Genomic DNA, 18,461 nt, shown 5'->3' with positions numbered 1-18,461 from the left:
GTACGCTGATGTCAAGAGCGCAAAGCGAAATGCCTCGGAACGCGCCGGAGAAGGGCGCCGGGGCAGGCGGCGACGGAAGAGAGCGGAATCGATGGACGCGGAGCACTGGGACCGGCTCGGAGCGCTGCACACCCGCGTCGAGCAGGAGCTGGCGAAGGCACTGCAGCAGCACCACAGGCTCGGCCTTTCCGAGTACCGCGCGCTGGCCCGCCTGGCGGAGTCGGAGGACGGCGAGCTGCGGATGCAGGAACTCGCCGATCTGATCGGCCTCAACCAGAGTTCGGTCAGCCGGCTGGCCTCACGCCTGGAGTCGTCCGGCCTGACCCGCCGGGACTTGTGCCCCGACGACCGGCGCGGCGTCTACAGCGTGATCACCGACCAGGGCCGCGAAGTGCAGAGCCTGGCGCGCCCGACGTACGACAGCGCACTGCGCACCGCCCTCGACACCGCGTCCGAGGACGGTCTGCTCGGCCCCCTGGTGAAGTCGCTGCGGTCCTAACATGGCGGATGTGCAGTCGAGTAGCGAGCCCGCGACGCCCCGAGGCGCCGCGAGCGCGGTCATGAGACCGACTCGCTCGCGGAGCTCGACCGGATCGCTGCGACCGGCAGTCTCGCCGGTTACCACGTCCAGTCCCTCGACCTGACGGACTGCACGTTCACCCTGCTCGCCACGGAAACCGCGGACTCCGTCTTCCTCGGCTGCGCGAGGGAACCGGACGCCGCCGCGAAGGTGCGCGCCGGGGGCGCCCTGGTCTTCCCTCCGGTGCCGGGCCTGCCGTTCGACCCGTATCGCGGCACCCTCTACACACCGGACGAGCTCTTCTCAGGGCTGCTCGACGCCGGTTACGACACCACCCTGGACGCCCGCGCCTACCGCTGGTACCAGGAGACCAAGGCGGTCGGCGACGTGGTCGCCGGCATGCTGCGCAGCATCCACGACGATGCCGTCTCGGACGCGCTCGACGGCCACCTCGCCGGTGCCCGCGCGGTGGGCATCCTGGGCGGGCACGCCATGGAGCGCGGCTCCGCCGCCTACGCGGGCGCGGCCAGGCTCGGGCGCCGGCTCAGTCGCGGTGGCCTGACCGTCGCGACCGGCGGCGGCCCCGGCGCGATGGAGGCGGCGAACTTCGGGGCCTACACCGCGCCGTTCGAGGACGCCATGCTCGACAAGGCACTCGAACTCCTCGCCCAGGCGCCGCACTTCAGGCTCTCGGTCACGACTTGGGCCGGCGCCGCCTTCGAAGTGCTCCGGGCCCGGCCGGGCGGCGGACAGTCCGTCGCCATGCCCACGTGGTTCTACGGTCACGAGCCGCCGAACGCCTTCGCGACCCATATCGCGAAGTATTTCGTCAAGACGCTGCGCGAGGAGGGGCTGCTGGCCCGGTCCAACGCCGGCGTGGTGTTCCTTCCCGGTGCGGCGGGGACCGTGCAGGAGCTCTTCGACGCCGCGACGCTGAACTATTACCGGTCGCACGGCGCGCCGACCCCCATGGTGCTGGTGAACCGCGAGCACTGGACGGAGACCCTGCCGGCCTGGCCCCTGCTCCGGCCGCTCGCGGCGGACCAGGCGATGGAGCCCCGGATCGCCCTCGTCGATTCCGTGGACGACGCCCCGGAGGCACTGATCCGCGTCTCTCCTGACGAGACCAACCGTGGCGACCTCCCTTCCTGACCGTCGCTCGCGATCGTGACCGTCACTTCCGAGGCGACGTTCCCGGCGGCTGTTCGTGATCGCCTTTTGCTGCCGGCTGTCCTGAAGCCGCTGCTCGGGACTGCGGTGATGCTCACGGCGCGACAACACCCGAAAGATCTTTTTGCCCGCCGAGGCAACTCACGTCCCGAAATGCGCGTCTGCCAGTCCAGGTAATGAACAGGTAATGCAGTGCGCGAACGGAGCTCTCGGTGATCATCGGCCTTCTGACGGCCATAGCAGCGTCCGTCTGCTACGGCACGGGTTCGGTCCTGCAGGCGGTGGGCTCGCGGAAGTCCGCTCGCCAGGAGGCGGCGAAGGCAGCCGGCAGCGCCGTTACCGAGCATGGCGGCCCCAGCCTGTCGTCGACCGCCAAGGCAGCTGTGACCTGGGAATTCATGGTCGGCACCGTGCTGGACTTCATAGGCTTCGGGCTCGGCGCGCTCGCGGCGCGGATGCTGCCGCTCTTCCTTTCGCAGACCGTGATCAGCGCGAACCTCGTGATCACGGCGGTGCTGAGCACCAAGCTCCTCAACATCCGGCTCACCCGTCCCGAATGGGCCTCCATCGGCGTGGTCTGCTCGGCGTTGGTGCTGCTGGCCACCGCCGCCGGGCCGGAAGGCAGCGGGCATACACCGATCGACACCCACTGGTGGCTGCTGGTCGCTTCTGTCGTGATCATCGGCGGTGGCACCCTGATCGTGCGGCTGCTCGGCGGGCGGGCCGCGATCCTCGCGGGTCTGCTGTCCGGCCTCGGCTTCGGCGCCCTCGGCGTCGGCGTGCGCGTGCTGAACGGTCTGGATCCGTTCCATCTGCCGTCCCTCCTCGGTGACCCGGCGCTGTACGCGATCCTCGTCGCGGGCATCGGCGGCATGTACCTCCACACCGTCGCCCTGCAGATCGGTTCGGTGAACGGCGCCACGGCGGCCCTGGTGGTGGGTGAGACCGTGGTGCCCGGCATCCTCGGGGTGCTGTGGCTGGGTGACTCCTCTCGTCCGGGTTTCGCCTGGATGGCGATCCTCGGCTTTGTGGTCGCAGTGGCCGGGGCGGTCGCAGTCGCCTGGTTCGGCGAACCGGAGGCGGCCCCTGGAGCAGCGGGGGCAGACCAGGAGGGCCAGCGGGGTCCGGAGGACCGGAAGGCAGAACCGAGCCCTGAAGCGGGTGCCGATCCGGCGTCCGGGACGGAGGACGAGAGCGGGTCGGGCCGGCCGGCGGCTCTGCTCGACCGGCCGAGAGTGTGACCGTCAGCCGCGAGGTCCAGCCGACGGACAGGTCTCGTCGCGCTGCGGTGTGAGGCAACTGCCGACGGCGTGGGTGCGCCGTCACTCCAGCGTTGCGGTTCATCGAGCGGCCTCCTCTCTGATTTCGGGCTTCGCTCGCTTCCGGTCAGACCCGTCCGTGGTGTGCAGCGAACCGCACAAGCGGCTTTCCCCTGGACCGGTTCGTACCGCGGTGTCCGCCGGGGACGGGGCCAGTACGAAGCGACGGTTCGCCGTGCGTCGTGCCAGCGCCGCAGACGTCAGGCGTGGCCACACCCAGAGCACCAGGGGATAGGCGAGGTACCCGAAGCGGGTGGCCGGCATGAGCGCCATGGCGAGGGCCAGGCCGAGCACCAGGCGATCGGCCGCCGCCGGCACCGTCCGCGGTGGCCGTATCAACAAGGAGGCGGCCATACCGAAGGCTGCGACCGCCAGCAGGACCATGGCGAGGAGCGTCCCGTCGGGAACGTAGGCAGCCAGGAGCCGACCGGGCAGCGGGCTTTCGGCAGGGGATGCCGTCATGCCCAGCCCCATCGGGAACGCCAGGACGTTCTCGGCGAAGGCGCCGGGTGTGGTCAGTGCGAAGGGGAGCACCGCTGTTGCCGTCGTCAGCGTGGTGATGGCGCCACAGGTGATGACCTGGCGCCGACCGTGGCGGGCGGCTATCAGGGCAAGGGCGACAGGGACGGCAGGCCAGGCCGTCCACTTCAGCGCTGCGCCGAGGCCCAGCAGGAGTCCCGCCCACCCCGGCTTGCCGCGTCCGGCCGTGGCCAGGCCCCAGCACATCAAGCCGATGACGGGGAGGTCGATCCCGCCAACCGCCAGTGGCAGGGCCACCAGTGGGCAGGCCGCGAGCCAGCGCACTACGGGTCTGCTGTAGCCATGGGGCATGGTACGCAAGCCGGGCCGGTGATGAGTCCCAGCCCGTCGAGGGCGGACGAGCATGGTGGCCACCGCGCCGCTCATCGACACGAAGAAGGTGCCGGCCATCCACCCTCGCGCGTCCGTCAGGGGCCCGTCGCCGAACAGCGCGTGCGGCAGGCCGAAGGCCGCCATGCCCGGCAGGTAGGGGTTGTAGTCGCCGACGGTGGTGGGGGCGGCTGTGTAGGGGCTCCCGGAGTGCAGCAGCAGATCGCCCGAGCGCTCGACGACCCTCACTTCGAGCTGTGCGCTGCCGGCCAGCACAAGCAGCAGCAGTGGCAGGGCCACCGCGCCCATCAAGGCCAGTATCAGCGGGAGTTGGGAGGAGGCGGTGGGGGCGCGTGCCGTATCGCGCCCTCTCGCGCGGAGTGCCGCGGCCAGTGCCGCGCAGCCGTATCCGGCCGCCGCCAAGAGACCCCAGGTGCGGTGCGTGGGGAGGGTGGTGAAGAGCCCGAGGCCCAGTGCGGTGAGCGCGCACACACCCCATCCTCTGACCTCGTCGCTCCCGCGTCCGCGGTGCGCAGCGCTCGAACACCGCGGCGCGCGCGGATGCCGCAGCGCCTTCCCGATCAACGCCAAGTTCCGTTTCGCACGATCGAGTTGAGTCTTCATGACGCTCCCTTCCTCGCATTGATCACGAGGCTATGGACGGCCGGGCCGCGAAGCGTCAAACGAGCAACCGAACTTCGGCGTCAACCCGTGGCATGACATGCCTGTCGTGGATCAACCCGTGCGGCGACGCCAGCGACTGCCACGAGCCGAAAAAATATCGGCCATGAGCACTTCTCTCCGGCAGCGGCTTCGCGCATGGATCGTGTCGCCGTCTTATCCCTGGGCCACCGGCGGGGCACTCACGGCGTTCGCGGCCGTGGAGCTGGTGGTCGTACCGCGGCACTCGCTGGTGATCGCGGCCTGCGTGCTGCTCTCCGCGGCGATCTTGCCGTGGCGTCGTGCGCGCCCGGCCACCGCGGTCCTTTCGGCCTCGGCGGTGCTGGTGAGTTTCGCGGCCGGCTCAGACCTCTATATTGCGGCGGCCATCAGCGGACTCATGGCGTGCTACACCCTCGGTCGCCATCGCGTGGCGCATCCGGCGCTGCTCGTCGGCGGCGGTTCGACACTTTCCCTCGCGGTGAACGTCTGGCACATCGCGTCCCGGCACCCGAGGCCGTACTCCGTCGACCTGCTCGCCGAGTGGTTCGTGCTGACCGTGGCGATCCTGGCCGCGGTGTCGATGGGCGACGCGGTACGCGCGCGCGAGGAGACACAGCGCGAGCGGGCGGCCGCGCAGGCGCGGGTCCTCGCGATGGAGCGGCGGCAGGCGGCGGAGGCCGAACGGGCGGCTATCGCCCGCGAGTTGCACGATGTCGTCGCGCACTCGGTGTCGGTGATCGCGGTGCAGGCGGAGAGCGCCACCTACACCACGCCGGGGCTGTCGCCGCAGGCCCGCGACGGCTTCCAGCAGATCGCCGCGTCCGCCCGCGCGTCGATGGCCGAGCTGCGGCGGCTGCTGGGGGTGCTGCGCACGGACGGCGAGGACCGCACCGGCACGGCGCCCCAGCCGACTCTGGACGGGCTCGGCGACCTGATAGCGCAACACCGGTCGGTGGGCGGCGAGGTGGAGCTGCGGATCAGCGGAGACCGTGTCGAGTTGCCCACGTCCTGCGAGCTGTCCGCCTACCGGATCGTGCAGGAGGGGCTGACCAACGTGCGTCGGCACGCCCCGGGAGCCCATGCGGTGGTGGAGATCGACTACCGGCCCGATCGGCTGGCGGTGCGGATCGCGGACGACGGGCCGGGCCCGCCGGTCGTGGTCCACTCCGGCCATGGCCTGGCCGGGATGCAGGAGCGGGCGGCGCTGCTCGGCGGGAAGCTCTCCGCCGGCCGGGGCCGGGACGGCGGCTTTCTCGTGGAGGCAGAAATCCCGTGGTGATCAGGGCAATCGTGGCCGACGACCAAGCCATCGTGCGCACCGGGTTCGTCAACCTCCTCGGCACACAGGACGACATCGAGGTGGTGGGCGAGGCGGAAGACGGTGTCCAGGCGGTCCGGCTCGCCGCGGAGCAGCACCCGGACCTCGCGCTGCTGGACATCCGGATGCCGCACAAGAACGGTATCGAGGCGGCCCGCGAGATCACCCGGGCATCCGGTGGCTCCACCAAGGCACTGATGCTGACGACGTTCGGCCTCGACGAGTATGTGTACGACGCGCTCGCGGCCGGGGCGAGCGGCTTCCTGCTGAAGGACACCACGTTTCCCGAACTCCTGCATGCCGTGCGGGTCGTGGCGGAGGGCAACGCGCTGTTGGCGCCCGAGCTGACCAAGCGGCTGATCGCGGAGTTCGTCAAGCAGCGGTCGGCGCCGGTTCCCGTACGCACGGTGCAGGAGCTGACCGGCCGCGAGGTGGAGGTGCTCGTCCACATCGCCCAGGGACTGTCCAACGCGGAGATCGCCGATCGGCTGACGATCACCGATCACACCGTCAAGACCCACATCAACCGGCTCTTCGCGAAGATGGGCCTCCGTGACCGCGCTCAGGCGGTGATCCTCGCCTATGAGCTGGGGCTGGTCGTGCCGCAGGGCCGACGCCCCGCCCCTCCCCCACGCGCCTAGTGGCGCCCATCCCTCAAGGAGCGATCCATGGCATGGCAACGGTTTGCGGCGCGGCTACTCCGCCGTGTCATCGTCCAGCATCACCACGTCCTCGGCGGCGAAGGAGATCCCCACCCGGTCTCCCGTCTCCGGCGCCTCGTGGAGTGGGCACGCCGCCTCGATCTGCGGCCCGCCTGCAGGCTGGAGCAGCAGCGCGACATGTGTGCCGCGGAACGTCCGGGCCGCGACGGTGCAGGGCAGACCGTCCGCCGCAGAGGTCAGCCGGACGCCGGCCGGGCGTACGAGCAGACGACAGGGTCCGTCCGAAGTACCGTCCGGTACCGGCACCTTGCCCCAAGGGGTGACGGCGACCCCGTTCTGCGCGGTCGCCTCGACGACGTTGTCGAAGCCGAGGAAGCGCGCGACGAACGCGCTCGCGGGCCGCTGCCAGACCTCCAGCGGGGTGCCGCTCTGCGCGATCTTGCCGTCCCGCATCACCACGACCCGGTCGGCCAGCGCGAACGCCTCCCCCTGGTCGTGGGTGACGGCGAGCACCGTCGTCCCCAACTCGCGGAAGAGCCGCCGCAGTTCGACGACGAGGCGCTCACGCAGCCCGCGGTCCAGTTGCCCGAGCGGCTCGTCCAGCATCAGCAGCCGCGGGCGCGGGGCGAGCGCCCGGGCCAGCGCGACCCTCTGCTGTTCGCCACCGGACAGCGATGCCACGGCCCTGCGGTGGGCGCCCGGCAGCCCGACGAGGTCCAGCAGTCGGGCGACCGTGCGCTCCTGGTCGGCGCGGTTGGTGCGCCGCATGCGCAGTCCGAAGGCTACGTTGCCCGCGACATCGCGCTGCGGGAAGAGCTGGTGGTCCTGGAACATCAGCCCGACGCCGCGCCGGTGGGTGGGGACTCCCGTCTGGTCGCGGCCCTCCAGCAGCACCGCGCCCTGGTCGGCGTGCTGCAGTCCGGCCACCACCCGCAGCAGGGTGGACTTGCCGCTACCGCTGGGGCCCAGGACGCAGACGATTTCCTGCGCGGCCACGTCGAGGTCCACCGCGTCGAGGGCGGGTCGGGCGCCGGGCGCACCGAAACGGACGCTGACGCCGTCCAGCCGCAGCATCTCCGGTGCCGTGGTCCCGGTCCGTACCGTCATCTAGAACTCCCCGGAGTGGTCGATGGGGGCGCCCCCGGCCGAGCCCGTCCGGGGCTGGAGGCGGATGCGTTCCAAGGCCAGGAGGGCGCCGGCGCAGACCACCATCAGGATGGTCGACAGGGCCATCGCCTGGCCGTAGTTGAACTCCCCGGCGCGGCCCAGCAGCCGGGTCACGGCCACCGGCAGGGTGGGCTGGTCGGGCCGTGCGATGAAGACGGTCGCGCCGAACTCGCCGAGCGACACGGCGAAGGCGAAACCCGCCGCGATGAGCAGGGCCCGCCGCACCATCGGCAGGTCCACCTCGCGCCAGACCTGCCAGGGCGAGGCGCCGAGGACGGCCGCCGCCTCCCGCAGCCGGCCGTCGACCGCGCGCAGCACGGGCAGCATGGTGCGGCTCACGAACGGCACGCCCACCAGCGCCTGGGCGAGCGGCACCAGCCACCACGAGGACCGCAGGTCGAGCGGGGGCTTGTCGAGGGTGATCAGAAAGCCGAAGCCGACGGTCACGGCGGAGACGCCGAGCGGCAGCATCAGCAGCCCGTCGAAGCCGCGCAGGAGCCGGGTGAGCATCGGTGTCCGCCCGGCCGGCCCACTCCGCGACCGGGAGCGGGTGAGCGCGGCCGCGGCCAGGCCGCCGATCAGCAGGGCCATCGCGGTGGCCGCCACGCCGTAGGCGAGGGAGTTCCACAGGGCGTCGAGCGGTGCCACGGCGAAGGTGCTGTCGGCGGAGGCTGCGGAGCGCAGCGTCCGGTAGAAGACGAGCCCGTAGCCGTCGGGCCCGGCGAAGGACCGCTCGACGAGTACGGCCAGCGGCAGGACGAGCAGCACGGCGATGACGACGAGCGTGCCCCACAGCAGCGCCCACTGGCCGCGGCCGCGCGGCCGGCGGGCGGTCCGCGAGGCGTCGACGAGCCGCAGAGCGGATTCGCGGCGCCGCACGGTCCAGGCGTGCAGCGCCAACAGCCCCAGTACGGCGGCGAACTGGATCAGGGTCAGTACGGCGGCGGTGGGCAGGTCCAGGAAGTCGGCGGTCTGCCGGTAGACCTCCACCTCCAGCGTCGAGAAGGTGGGCCCGCCCAGGATCTGCACGACGCCGAAGGAGGTGAAGGTGAAGAGGAACACCATCAGTGCCGCGGCCGCCACGGCCGGCCCCAGCGCGGGCAGTGTCACCTTCCGCCAGGCCGCGAACCGTCCGGCGCCGAGCACCCGGGCGGCTTCTTCCTGGCGCGGGTCGAGCTGCGCCCAGAGTCCGCCGACGGTGCGGACGACGACGGCGTAGTTGAAGAAGACGTGCGCCAGCAGGATCGCCCACACCGAAGTGTCCAGCCGCACGCCCCACAGGTGGTCCAGCAGTCCGCCCCGGCCGACCAGGGCCAGGAAGGCCGCGCCGACGACGACGGTGGGCAGTACGAACGGCACCGCCACCGCCGCCCGCAGCAGCTGCTTTCCGGGGAAGTCGAAGCGCGCGAAGACATACGCGCCGGGCAGGGCGACCAGCAGCGTCAAGGCGGTCGAGGCGGCGGCCTGCCAGAGGGTGAACCACAGCACATGGAGTACGTCCGGGTCGCCGAGTACCGCCCCGAACCGTCCGAGCTGCCACTGCCCGCCGTCCTTCAGCCCCCGTCCGACGATCGCGGCGACCGGGTAGGCGAAGAAGAGCGCGAAGAAGGCGAGCGGCACGGCCATCAGACCGAGCCGCACCGCCGTTGCGCGCGCGGGCCCCCTGCGGAGGGTGCGGGCTACTTCAGAACGAGCGAGGACCACTGCTTGATCCACTGGTCGCGGTTCTTGGTGATCGTCTCCGGTGCGAGCGTCGTCGGCTTGTCGATCGCCGTGCCGTAGCGGGTGAACAGCTCCGGCACCTTGGCGTCCTTGCGGGCCGGGTTGACGAACATCTGCAGCGGCATGTCCTCCTGGAACGTCTTCGACAGGAGGAAGTCGAGCAGCGCCTTGCCGCCCTTCTCGTTCTTGGCGCCCCTGAGCAGTCCACCGAATTCGGTCTGCCGGAAGCAGGTACCGGTCGCGACGCCGGTCGGGGCCTCCTTGAGTGCGGGCTTCTTGCCCATCACCTCGGCGGGCGGGCTGGAGGCGTAGGAGACCACGAGCGGCTTGTCGCCCTTGCCCTTGCCGGCCGCGGAGCCCGAGAAGCGTTCGTTGTACGCCTGCTCCCAGCTGTTGACGACCTCGACGCCGTTGGCCTTGAGCTTCCTCCAGTAGTCCGGCCAACTGGCCTCGCCGTGGGTGGCGATGGTGCCCAGCTGGAAGGCGAGCCCCGGAGAGGAGGTGGCGGGGTTCTCCGTGACGAGCAGTCCCTTGTACTGCGGCTTGAGCAGGTCGTCGAAGGTCTGCGGCGGCGCCAGCTTGTGCTGGGTGAAGTAGGCGCGGTCGTAGTTGACGCAGATGTCGCCGTAGTCGAGGGGCGTGACCCGGTGGCCGTCCTTGTCGAGCTGCAGGCCGGCGGGGACGCTGTCGAGGCCCTTGGCCTTGTAGGGGGTGAAGAGGCCGGCGTTCAGGCCGCGGGAGAGCAGGGTGTTGTCGATGCCGAAGAAGACATCGCCCTGCGGGTTGTCCTTGGACAGGATCGCCTTGTTGACGGCTTCGCCGGCGTCCCCGCCCCTGATCACCCTGACCTTGTAGCCGCTCTCCTTCTCGAAGGCGGCCAGCACGGACTTGGAGGCGTTGAACGAGTCATGACTGACGAGCGTCACGGTCTTGGCGTCCGCGCTGTCGCCGCTGCCCGAGCCGCCGCACCCGGCGAGTGCGGTCATGCCGGCCGCGGCGGCCAGCGCTGCCGCGGTGATCCTGCTGGTGGTGCTCACTGATTTCCTCCTGGCTGGCCAGGAAGAGACGCGGCCCCGCCCGGTGTCCGCTGCGTTCTGCGTCGGTGACGTTCGGCGACGGACGGTGGGCGGGGCGCAACAGCATGAGTGACGACCGAACTTCCTACCCGGAATGACCCGGGCGAGGTTCAAGGGTCTGCGGGCGCCGTAGCGTCGCCACGACGTCTCCGCACTCTCAGCGCTGTGGCGCTCCCCTGTCGGAATGTGCGTTTGTTCGACGCCACCGTACCAGCGGGCGGTCAGCGCTCCGAGGCCGCGAGCTGTCCGCAGGCGCCGTCGATCTCCTGGCCCCGGGTGTCCCGGACGGTCACGGGCACGCCGTGTGCCTCGATGGCCCGGACGAACGCCAGCTCGTCCTCGGGGCGCGAAGCGGTCCACTTCGAGCCCGGCGTCGGATTGAGCGGAATGAGGTTGACATGGACCCGCTTGCCCTTGAGCAGCCGTCCCAGCAGGTCACCGCGCCATGCCTGGTCGTTGATGTCGCGGATCAGGGCGTACTCGATCGAGACCCGGCGGCCGGACTTCTCGGCGTACTCCCATGCCGCGTCCAGCACCTCGCGGACCTTCCAGCGGGTGTTGACCGGCACGAGGGTGTCCCGCAGCTCGTCGTCGGGCGCGTGCAGCGACACCGCGAGCCGGCACTTGAAGCCCTCGTCGGCGAACCGCAGCATCGCCGGCACCAGCCCGACGGTGGAGACGGTGATGCCGCGCTGGGACAGCCCCAGTCCGTCGGGCTCCGGGTCGGTGAGCCGCCGGATCGCGCCGACCACCCGCTTGTAGTTGGCGAGCGGCTCGCCCATGCCCATGAAGACGATGTTGGACAGCCGTGCCGGGCCGCCGGGCACTTCGCCGTCGCGCAGCGCCCGCATGCCGTCGACGATCTGGTGCACGATCTCGGCGGTGGAGAGGTTCCGGTCCAGGCCGGCCTGGCCGGTGGCGCAGAACGGGCAGTTCATGCCGCAGCCGGCCTGCGAGGAGATGCACATGGTGACCCGGTCCGGGTAGCGCATCAGGACGGACTCGACGAGGGTGCCGTCGTGCAGCTTCCACAGGGTCTTGCGGGTGGTGTCGTCGTCGCACGAGATGTGCCGCACCACCGACATCAGGTCCGGGAGCAGCTCCGCCGCCAGCTTCTCGCGCGCCGCCGCGGGGATGTCGGTCCACTGCGCCGGGTCGTGCGCGTAGCGGGCGAAGTAGTGCTGCGACAGCTGCTTGGCGCGGAACGGCTTCTCACCGATCGCGGCGACCGCCTCGCGGCGCTCGGCCGGGCTGAGGTCGGCGAGGTGCCGCGGAGGCTTCTTGGCGCCGCGGGGGGCGACGAACGTCAGTTCTCCCGGGGCCGGGCGTGCCATGGGCGGAAACTCCTCTGTGCGACGAGGCCCGGCGGCTTCCGCCGGCGCGCGACCAGGGGCCGGGCGGGGAGGGAAGCAGGAGACCTCACGGATCGTCCCCACGGCCGCGGGGACGGAAAGGGCGCGCCGCGAACGAGCGGCGCGCCCTTCAAGGGTAACCGGCGGCGCTCAGCCCGATCCCACGAAGATCACGAACAGCAGCCAGATCACCGGGGCGGTCGGCAGCAGCGAGTCCAGCCGGTCCATGATGCCGCCGTGGCCGGGCAGCAGAGTGCCCATGTCCTTGATGCCCAGATCCCGCTTGATCATGGATTCGCCGAGGTCGCCGAGGGTGGCGCTGACCGCGACCGCCAGTCCCAGCAGCAGGCCCTGCCACCAGGCACCGCCCTTGATCAGGAACTGCATGCACAGCGCGCCCGCCACCATCGCGAAGAGCACCGCGCCCACGAGCCCCTCGCGGGTCTTGCCGGGGCTGATCCGCGGCGCCAGCTTCTTCTTCCCGAAGCGCCAGCCGACCGCGTACGCCCCGGTGTCGCTGACCACCGTCAGCAGCAGGAACGTCAGCACCCGCTGCGGCCCGTCGTACTCGGCCGCCAGCATCAGGGCCACGAACGTCGCCAGGAACGGGACATAGAAGGCCGCGAAGACCCCGGCGGTGACGTCCCGGAGGTAGTTCTGGGGCGCCTCGGTCATCCGCCAGACGAGGACCGCGAGTGCGGTGAGCGCCATCGCCACCCACGCCCCCTCCGCACCGCGCACATATCCGGCGATCACCATGGCGGTGCCGCCGACCGCGAGCGGAACGAGCGGCACCCGGATGTCCTTGCGCTCCGCCAGACGCGAGGTCAGCTCCCACAGGCCCACGACGACGGCGAGCGCGATGACCCCGATGAACACCGGCTTGTAGACGAAGAGCGACGCGAGGATCACTGCGCCGAGTCCGACGCCGACCCCTATGGCAGCGCGCAGATTGCGCCCCGCGCTCTTCTTCTGCGGTTTCACTGGGTCGCTGTCGGACCCGGGGAGCGAGGTGGGCATGGGCTCCTGCGGCCTGTCGTCGCGGAACAGGGGGCCGCTCAGGCGAGCAGCCCCCCGGTCGTCCGGGTTGTCCTGGTCATCCCGGATGTCCCGATCGTCGTCCTGGTGTCCGCCCGGTTGGGGCACGATGGGCATGGGCCGAGTCTGCGCCGCACCGCCCCCGTCGTGCACGGGACCCGCCGGGACGGGAGGCGCCGCCCCGCGCAGCGAGGCGGCCGGTCCGTGGTCGGGCGTTCCCCAGTGGCCGGCGCCGGGCGGGGTCCCCCAGGATGACTCGTTCATCAGACCTCTAGGAGCTCGGATTCCTTGTGCTTGAGGAGCTCGTCCACCTGCGCGACGTACTTCGCGGTGATGTCGTCGAGCTCCTTCTCGGCGCGACGCACCTCGTCCTCGCCGGTCTCCTTGTCCTTGACCAGCTTGTCGAGCGACTCCTTGGCCTTGCGCCGCACGCTGCGGATCGAGATCTTCGAGTCCTCGGCCTTGTTCTTGGCGACCTTGATGAACTCGCGGCGGCGCTCCTCGGTGAGCTCCGGGAACGTCACACGGATGATGTTGCCGTCGTTGCTCGGGTTGACACCGAGGTCCGAGTCGCGGATGGCCTGCTCGATGTTGCGCAGCGCGCTCTTGTCGAACGGCGTCACCACGGCCATCCGCGGTTCCGGAACCGAGAACGACGCCAGCTGGTTGATAGGCGTCATGGCACCGTAGTAGTCCGCCACGATCTTGTTGAACATCGCCGGGTGCGCACGCCCGGTGCGGATCGCGGCGAAGTCCTCCTTGGCGACCACGACGGCCTTCTCCATCTTCTCCTCGGCTTCGAGGAGGATCTCTTCGATCACCACTTGCTCCTGGTCTTTTCGGTAGGAAGCAGAGCCTCGCCCCTGCCGCGCGTCTTCTCCTGCACGGTGTCCGACCGGCAGGCGGTTGTCCATCCCCGTACCGAGGTCTTCCCGCGGCCGGGGGTTGCCGCCCGTACGGGCCTGCGCCCGCACGGAATCACGGCAGTTGGGGCCGTCAGGCCCGGGTGTTCTGATCGCTGACGAGCGTGCCGATCTTCTCACCCTTCACCGCACGCGCGATGTTCCCCTCGGCGAGCAGCTCGAACACGAGGATCGGGAGCTTGTTGTCCCGGCACAGCGTGATGGCCGTGGCGTCGGCGACCTTCAGGTCGCGGGTGATGACCTCGCCGTATTCGAGGGCGTCGAACTTGACCGCGTCCGGGTTCTTCTTGGGGTCGGAGTCGTAGACCCCGTCCACCCCGTTCTTGCCCATGAGCATGGCCTCGGCGTCGATCTCCAGGGCGCGCTGGGCGGCAGTGGTGTCGGTGGAGAAGTACGGCATGCCCATACCGGCGCCGAAGATGACGACCCGGCCCTTCTCCAGGTGGCGGACCGCGCGCAGCGGAATGTACGGCTCCGCGACCTGGCCCATGGTGATGGCCGTCTGGACGCGGCAGTCGATGCCCTCCTTCTCCAGGAAGTCCTGGAGGGCCAGGCAGTTCATGACCGTACCGAGCATGCCCATGTAGTCGGAGCGGGCCCGGTCCATGCCGCGCTGCTGGAGTTCGGCACCGCGGAAGAAGTTGCCGCCGCCGATCACGATGGCGATCTCATAGCCGTCGCGGACGACTGCGGCGATCTCACGGGCAATGGCGTGCACGACGTCGGGATCGACGCCCAGTCCGCCGCCGCCGGCGAACGCCTCACCCGAGAGCTTCAGAAGGAAACGCCTCCTGTCGCCCTTGTCGGCTTTGTGTGTGTCCGCGCCGTCGGCACCGTGATTCATTGAGCTCTCCTCGTGCACATACGAAGAAGGCCACTGCCGTGGGTCTGGGTCAGATCCCTGTCCGGCAATGGCCTCCTCGTCACATCTGCGGCCGACCGATGAGCGGCCGACTGCGTACGACCCTAGCGGGGCCGCAGGTCATTCGCTGCCTTCGTGGCAGGCTCAGATGCCGACCTTGATACGCGCGAAGCGCTTCAGGGTGACACCGGCCTCCTGGAGGACCTTCTCGACCGACTTCTTGTTGTCGAGCGCGTACGGCTGGCCGAGCAGCGTCGCGTCCTTGAAGAAGCCGTTGAGGCGACCCTCGACGATCTTCGGGAGCGCGGCCTCGGGCTTGCCCTCGGCGCGGGTGGTCTCCTCGGCGACGCGGCGCTCGGCCTCGACGACCTCGGCCGGGACGTCGTCCTTGGCGAGGTACTTCGGGGCGAAGGCGGCGATGTGCTGCGCGATGCCCTTGGCGACCTCGGCGTTGTCCTTGTCGAGCTCGACGAGGACACCGATCTGCGGCGGCAGGTCGGGCATGGTGCGGTGCATGTACGCCGTCACGTAACCGTCGGAGAACTGCGCGAAGCGGTCCAGGACGATCTTCTCGCCGAGGTTCGCGTTGGCCTCGTCGACGAACGCCTGGACGGTCTTGCCGGCCTCGATCTCGGAGGCGAGCAGGGCCTCGATGTCGGCCGGGTTGGTCTTGGCGACGTGCGCGGCCAGGGCGTTGGCGACGGACTGGAACTTCTCGCCCTTGGCGACGAAGTCGGTCTCGCACTTCAGCTCGAGGATCAGGCCGGAGGTGTTGTCGTCGGCGATCACGGAGACCACAGCGCCGTTCTCGGCGGAGCGGCCCTCGCGCTTGGCGACGCCCTTCTGACCCTTGACGCGCAGGACCTCGACGGCCTTGTCGACGTCGCCCTCGGCCTCTTCCAGGGCCTTCTTGCAGTCCATCATGCCGGCGCCGGTGAGCTCGCGGAGCTTCTTGACGTCAGCGGCGGTGTAGTTCGCCATGGTCTGTGAATCTCTTCTCGGAATCGCGAAAGTCGAAAGATCTACGGGTGGACGGCGGGGGCGGCGCCTGTGGCACCCTCCCCCGCCGTCATCAACCGGTCTTGAGGTCAGCCCTGCTCGGCCGGCTTCTCAGCTTCGGCGGCCGGGGCCTCAGCGGCCGGGGCCTCAGCCTTGGCGGCCTCGTCGTCGGCCTTCTTGTCGCCCTCGAGCAGGTCGCGCTCCCACTCGGCGAGCGGCTCGCCGGCCTTCTCGCCCGGCTTCTGGTCGCCGGTGGCGGCGCCGGAGCGGGCGATCAGGCCCTCGGCGACGGCGTCGGCGATCACGCGGGTGAGCAGGGTGACGGAGCGGATCGCGTCGTCGTTGCCCGGGATCTTGTAGTCGACCTCGTCCGGGTCGCAGTTGGTGTCGAGGATCGCGACAACCGGGATGTTGAGCTTGCGCGCCTCGCCGACGGCGATGTGCTCCTTCTTGGTGTCCACGATCCAGACGGCGCTGGGCACCTTCTGCATCTCGCGGATACCACCGAGGGTCTTCTCCAGCTTGGCCTTCTCACGCGAGAGGACCAGGAGCTCCTTCTTGGTGAGGCCGGAGGCGGCCACGTCCTCGAAGTCGATCTGCTCGAGCTCCTTCAGGCGCTGCAGACGCTTGTAGACGGTCGAGAAGTTGGTCAGCATGCCGCCGAGCCAGCGCTGGTTCACGTAGGGCATGCCCACGCGGGTCGCCTGCTCGGCAATGGCCTCCTGGGCCTGCTTCTTCGTACCGACGAACATGACCGAGCCGCCGTGGGCGACGGTCTCCTTGACGAACTCGTAGGCGCGGTCGATGTACGACAGCGACTGGAGCAGGTCGATGATGTAGATGCCGTTGCGCTCGGTGAAGATGAAGCGCTTCATCTTCGGGTTCCAGCGGCGGGTCTGGTGCCCGAAGTGGACGCCGCTCTCCAGCAGCTCCCGCATCGTGACGACGGCCATGGCCGTACTCCTTGTTGTTCTCGGTTCCACCACGACCGGCCGGCCGCGGTGCCTGACGCCCCGACGCGCCTGCCAGGGGAGGAACCGGGTGGAACCTTCCGAGGACCGAGGAGCGCGGCCGACGTGCTGCCCGAACGGGACTGGTGCACTGGTGGCGGGGCGTGCGAAGTCGACCCGGTGACCCGGATCGCCATCAGAAGTGTACGGGACGGGCGACGCACCGGGCGACACGCACCATTTCGTGCCCCCGCAGGGTGACGCCGTTGTCCACAATCGGCCCGTCGTCCACAGCTTTTGACCAAGATCCCCGCGCCAGCCCGGCATCCGCCAAGGTCGAACCATGCGACGACTCACCGGCCCCGCCAGGCGCCGACCCCGGACCACCCGCCCGCCTTCCCTACGACCGACCGTGACCCACTCACGACGCTCCGCCCCACGACGACGCGGTGAGCGCGACGGGCACCGGCCGGGAGAACGCCACCTCGGCAAGCGCATCCGTCATGCCCCTCCCGACCCTCCCAACTCTCCTGTCCCTCCGGACCCTGAAACGCCCCGCCCGCGGGCGCCGGGAACACCGGGCGGTACGGGCGGTCCGGGCGGTCACAAATCGGATGCGGGGCCGGCGCGGCTGAAGCCGGGGCCGAGGACGGGACGGGAATCGGCACCGAGATCGGGATCAGGGTCGGGAACGGGACCCGAATCAGTGCCGGGACCGGCGCCGGCCAGGAAGGTCTGGGAGCACATGCCGTCCGCCGCCCTAAGTGGCCAGGGCGGAAGACGTTCACTCGCTGCGCTCGCCATGTGCGTGCTGTGGGCCGCGCCCCCGGCGGCGGTGATCAGTTCCGCCGGGGTCGCCGACGCCGCGGCCCCCCACGCCGTGGCCGCACCGGTACCCGGACCGCCCCATCCGGCGGCGGACCGCTCCTGGCCGGTCGACGGTCCCGCCGGCACGCACCCTGTGGTGTTGCGCGGTTGGGACCCGCCCCCGACCCCATGGGCGCCGGGGCACCGAGGCGTAGACCTCGCAGCATCCGGTGGCGCGATCGTGAAGGCCGCCACGCCCGGCCGGATCGCCTTCGCCGGCACTGTGGCCGGCCGCGGCGTCCTCACCATCGAAGTCGCCGACTCGGGTCATCCGCCCTTACGCACCACCTACGAGCCGATCCGTGCCACCGCCCGCAAGGGACAGCACGTCGCCGCAGGTCAGCCCGTCGGCGTCCTGGAGGACGGGCCGTACCACTGCCGTGCCCCGTGCCTCCATTGGGGCCTGCTCCGCGGTACGGCCTATCTGAACCCGCTCTCGCTGCTTCCACCCGAGGCACTCCGCAACGGCCCCTCGCGACTGCTCCCGGTCTTCGGCATCCCCGAACCCGAAGCCGTCCCGGAACCCGGACCAGTCCGTCCGCATCATGAACAGCCGGCGCCAGTGGCGCATAAAACGGCGGACTCGTCAGCGGGCACCACTGGCGCGGGCCTGCTCGGCGCGGTCGCGCTGACAGGGGTTGCGGTGTGGGCTCTCGGCCGGCTTCACCGCGGGCGGGAGAAGAGCCTGCACGCCGGGCGGCTCGACTCCGGCCCATGGCCTGCGAACCAGACGGCGGCCGGGGCGAGTCCGGCGTGCCAACGGCCGTGATGAAAAGGAGCAGATGCGAGGGAGGAAGGAGATGGCTACATGAGCGGTGCGAACGAATAGGCCACCCCGTTGGCCGTGGTGGCGGCAGAAGACGCGCGCCCGCAGTGCGGCATCACAAGATCAGCGCACGCCAGGCCATAGCTGCGGGCTGCGGGCTGCGGGCTGCGGGCTGCGGGCTGCGGGCTGCGGGCTGCGGGCTGCGGGCTGCGGGCTGCGGGCTGCGGGCTGCGGGCTG

Annotated in this window: 16 protein-coding genes and 1 riboswitch; of the genes, 6 read left to right on the top strand and 10 right to left on the bottom strand. The window is 70.5% G+C overall.

Going from position 1 to position 18,461, the window contains the following annotated elements; genetic code table 11:
* The first annotated feature begins 91 nt into the window (after window positions 1-91).
* The 3 genes from B073_RS0128410 (at window position 92) to B073_RS0128400 (ending at window position 2,931) form a co-directional block, all read left to right on the top strand.
* Complete coding sequence (locus B073_RS0128410; protein ID WP_018541477.1) at window positions 92-499, top strand: MarR family winged helix-turn-helix transcriptional regulator; 408 nt, start codon at window positions 92-94, stop codon at window positions 497-499.
* A gap of 231 nt (window positions 500-730) precedes the next feature.
* Window positions 731-1,672 (top strand): LOG family protein, encoded by a 942-nt coding sequence (locus B073_RS0128405; protein ID WP_018541476.1) that lies wholly within the window; start codon window positions 731-733, stop codon window positions 1,670-1,672.
* A gap of 230 nt (window positions 1,673-1,902) precedes the next feature.
* Window positions 1,903-2,931 carry a membrane protein gene (locus B073_RS0128400; RefSeq protein WP_018541475.1) on the top strand — a complete coding sequence of 343 codons (1,029 nt, stop codon included), beginning with the start codon at window positions 1,903-1,905 and terminating at the stop codon, window positions 2,929-2,931.
* A gap of 99 nt (window positions 2,932-3,030) precedes the next feature.
* On the opposite strand, the gene B073_RS41400 is transcribed toward B073_RS0128400, so the two are convergent.
* Window positions 3,031-4,350, bottom strand: coding sequence for a glycosyltransferase 87 family protein (locus B073_RS41400; protein WP_018541474.1), 1,320 nt, complete (start codon window positions 4,348-4,350; stop codon window positions 3,031-3,033).
* Window positions 4,351-4,645: 295 nt separating this feature from the next.
* On the opposite strand from B073_RS41400, the gene B073_RS0128390 reads away from it, so the two are divergent.
* On the top strand, window positions 4,646-5,800 hold the full coding sequence (locus tag B073_RS0128390) for a sensor histidine kinase (RefSeq protein WP_026247813.1): 1,155 nt from the start codon (window positions 4,646-4,648) through the stop codon (window positions 5,798-5,800).
* Window positions 5,794-6,480 (top strand): response regulator, encoded by a 687-nt coding sequence (locus B073_RS0128385; RefSeq protein ID WP_018541472.1) that lies wholly within the window; start codon window positions 5,794-5,796, stop codon window positions 6,478-6,480. Before B073_RS0128390 ends, B073_RS0128385 begins: the two co-directional genes overlap by 7 nt.
* Window positions 6,481-6,534: 54 nt before the next feature.
* On the opposite strand, the gene B073_RS0128380 is transcribed toward B073_RS0128385, so the two are convergent.
* The 9 genes from B073_RS0128380 to rpsB all read right to left on the bottom strand — a co-directional run bounded on the left by B073_RS0128380 (window position 6,535) and on the right by rpsB (window position 16,593).
* Entirely contained in the window at window positions 6,535-7,608 is a 1,074-nt protein-coding gene (locus tag B073_RS0128380; RefSeq protein WP_018541471.1) for an ABC transporter ATP-binding protein, read from the bottom strand.
* Window positions 7,609-9,294, bottom strand: a complete 1,686-nt coding sequence (locus tag B073_RS41395) for an ABC transporter permease (protein ID WP_018541470.1) — start codon at window positions 9,292-9,294, stop codon at window positions 7,609-7,611.
* A 53-nt stretch (window positions 9,295-9,347) separates the two neighbouring features.
* Window positions 9,348-10,427 (bottom strand): thiamine ABC transporter substrate-binding protein, encoded by a 1,080-nt coding sequence (locus B073_RS0128370; RefSeq protein ID WP_018541469.1) that lies wholly within the window; start codon window positions 10,425-10,427, stop codon window positions 9,348-9,350.
* A gap of 103 nt (window positions 10,428-10,530) precedes the next feature.
* A riboswitch (TPP riboswitch) is annotated at window positions 10,531-10,654 on the bottom strand.
* Between the two features lie 33 nt (window positions 10,655-10,687).
* The gene (gene rlmN / locus B073_RS0128365; RefSeq protein WP_018541468.1) at window positions 10,688-11,800 is read right to left on the bottom strand and encodes a 23S rRNA (adenine(2503)-C(2))-methyltransferase RlmN; all 1,113 of its coding nucleotides are present in this window, start codon (window positions 11,798-11,800) and stop codon (window positions 10,688-10,690) included.
* 168 nt (window positions 11,801-11,968) lie between these two features.
* A complete protein-coding gene (locus B073_RS0128360) occupies window positions 11,969-13,120 on the bottom strand; it encodes a phosphatidate cytidylyltransferase (RefSeq protein ID WP_018541467.1) in 1,152 nt (383 codons plus the stop codon).
* A complete protein-coding gene (gene frr / locus B073_RS0128355; protein WP_026247812.1) occupies window positions 13,120-13,677 on the bottom strand; it encodes a ribosome recycling factor in 558 nt (185 codons plus the stop codon). The genes B073_RS0128360 and frr overlap by 1 nt, the downstream gene beginning before the upstream one ends.
* Before the next feature lie 175 nt (window positions 13,678-13,852).
* Window positions 13,853-14,623, bottom strand: coding sequence for a UMP kinase (gene pyrH / locus B073_RS0128350; RefSeq protein WP_018541465.1), 771 nt, complete (start codon window positions 14,621-14,623; stop codon window positions 13,853-13,855).
* A gap of 162 nt (window positions 14,624-14,785) precedes the next feature.
* On the bottom strand, window positions 14,786-15,622 hold the full coding sequence (tsf, locus tag B073_RS0128345) for a translation elongation factor Ts (protein ID WP_018541464.1): 837 nt from the start codon (window positions 15,620-15,622) through the stop codon (window positions 14,786-14,788).
* Between the two features lie 107 nt (window positions 15,623-15,729).
* Window positions 15,730-16,593 (bottom strand): 30S ribosomal protein S2, encoded by an 864-nt coding sequence (rpsB, locus tag B073_RS0128340; RefSeq protein ID WP_018541463.1) that lies wholly within the window; start codon window positions 16,591-16,593, stop codon window positions 15,730-15,732.
* A 1,045-nt stretch (window positions 16,594-17,638) separates the two neighbouring features.
* Between rpsB and B073_RS49400 the strand changes: the two genes are divergently transcribed.
* Window positions 17,639-18,226 (top strand): hypothetical protein, encoded by a 588-nt coding sequence (locus tag B073_RS49400; RefSeq protein WP_420706465.1) that lies wholly within the window; start codon window positions 17,639-17,641, stop codon window positions 18,224-18,226.
* Window positions 18,227-18,461: the final 235 nt, after the last annotated feature.

The organism is Streptomyces sp. MspMP-M5, assembly GCF_000373585.1.
Taxonomy (GTDB): Bacteria; Actinomycetota; Actinomycetes; order Streptomycetales; family Streptomycetaceae; genus Streptomyces.
The sequence above is the reverse complement of the archived record's forward strand: the minus strand, read 5'-3'. Positions and strand labels throughout refer to the sequence as shown.

Coding starts and splice junctions, on each gene's coding strand:
- B073_RS0128410 (WP_018541477.1), top strand. CDS start 92: ATGGACGCGGAGCACTGGGACCGGCTCGGAGCGCTGCACACCCGCGTC.
- B073_RS0128390 (WP_026247813.1), top strand. CDS start 4,646: ATGAGCACTTCTCTCCGGCAGCGGCTTCGCGCATGGATCGTGTCGCCG.
- B073_RS0128380 (WP_018541471.1), bottom strand. CDS start 7,608: ATGACGGTACGGACCGGGACCACGGCACCGGAGATGCTGCGGCTGGAC.
- B073_RS41395 (WP_018541470.1), bottom strand. CDS start 9,294: ATGGCCGTGCCGCTCGCCTTCTTCGCGCTCTTCTTCGCCTACCCGGTC.
- rlmN (WP_018541468.1), bottom strand. CDS start 11,800: ATGGCACGCCCGGCCCCGGGAGAACTGACGTTCGTCGCCCCCCGCGGC.
- B073_RS0128360 (WP_018541467.1), bottom strand. CDS start 13,120: ATGAACGAGTCATCCTGGGGGACCCCGCCCGGCGCCGGCCACTGGGGA.
- pyrH (WP_018541465.1), bottom strand. CDS start 14,623: ATGAATCACGGTGCCGACGGCGCGGACACACACAAAGCCGACAAGGGC.
- tsf (WP_018541464.1), bottom strand. CDS start 15,622: ATGGCGAACTACACCGCCGCTGACGTCAAGAAGCTCCGCGAGCTCACC.
- rpsB (WP_018541463.1), bottom strand. CDS start 16,593: ATGGCCGTCGTCACGATGCGGGAGCTGCTGGAGAGCGGCGTCCACTTC.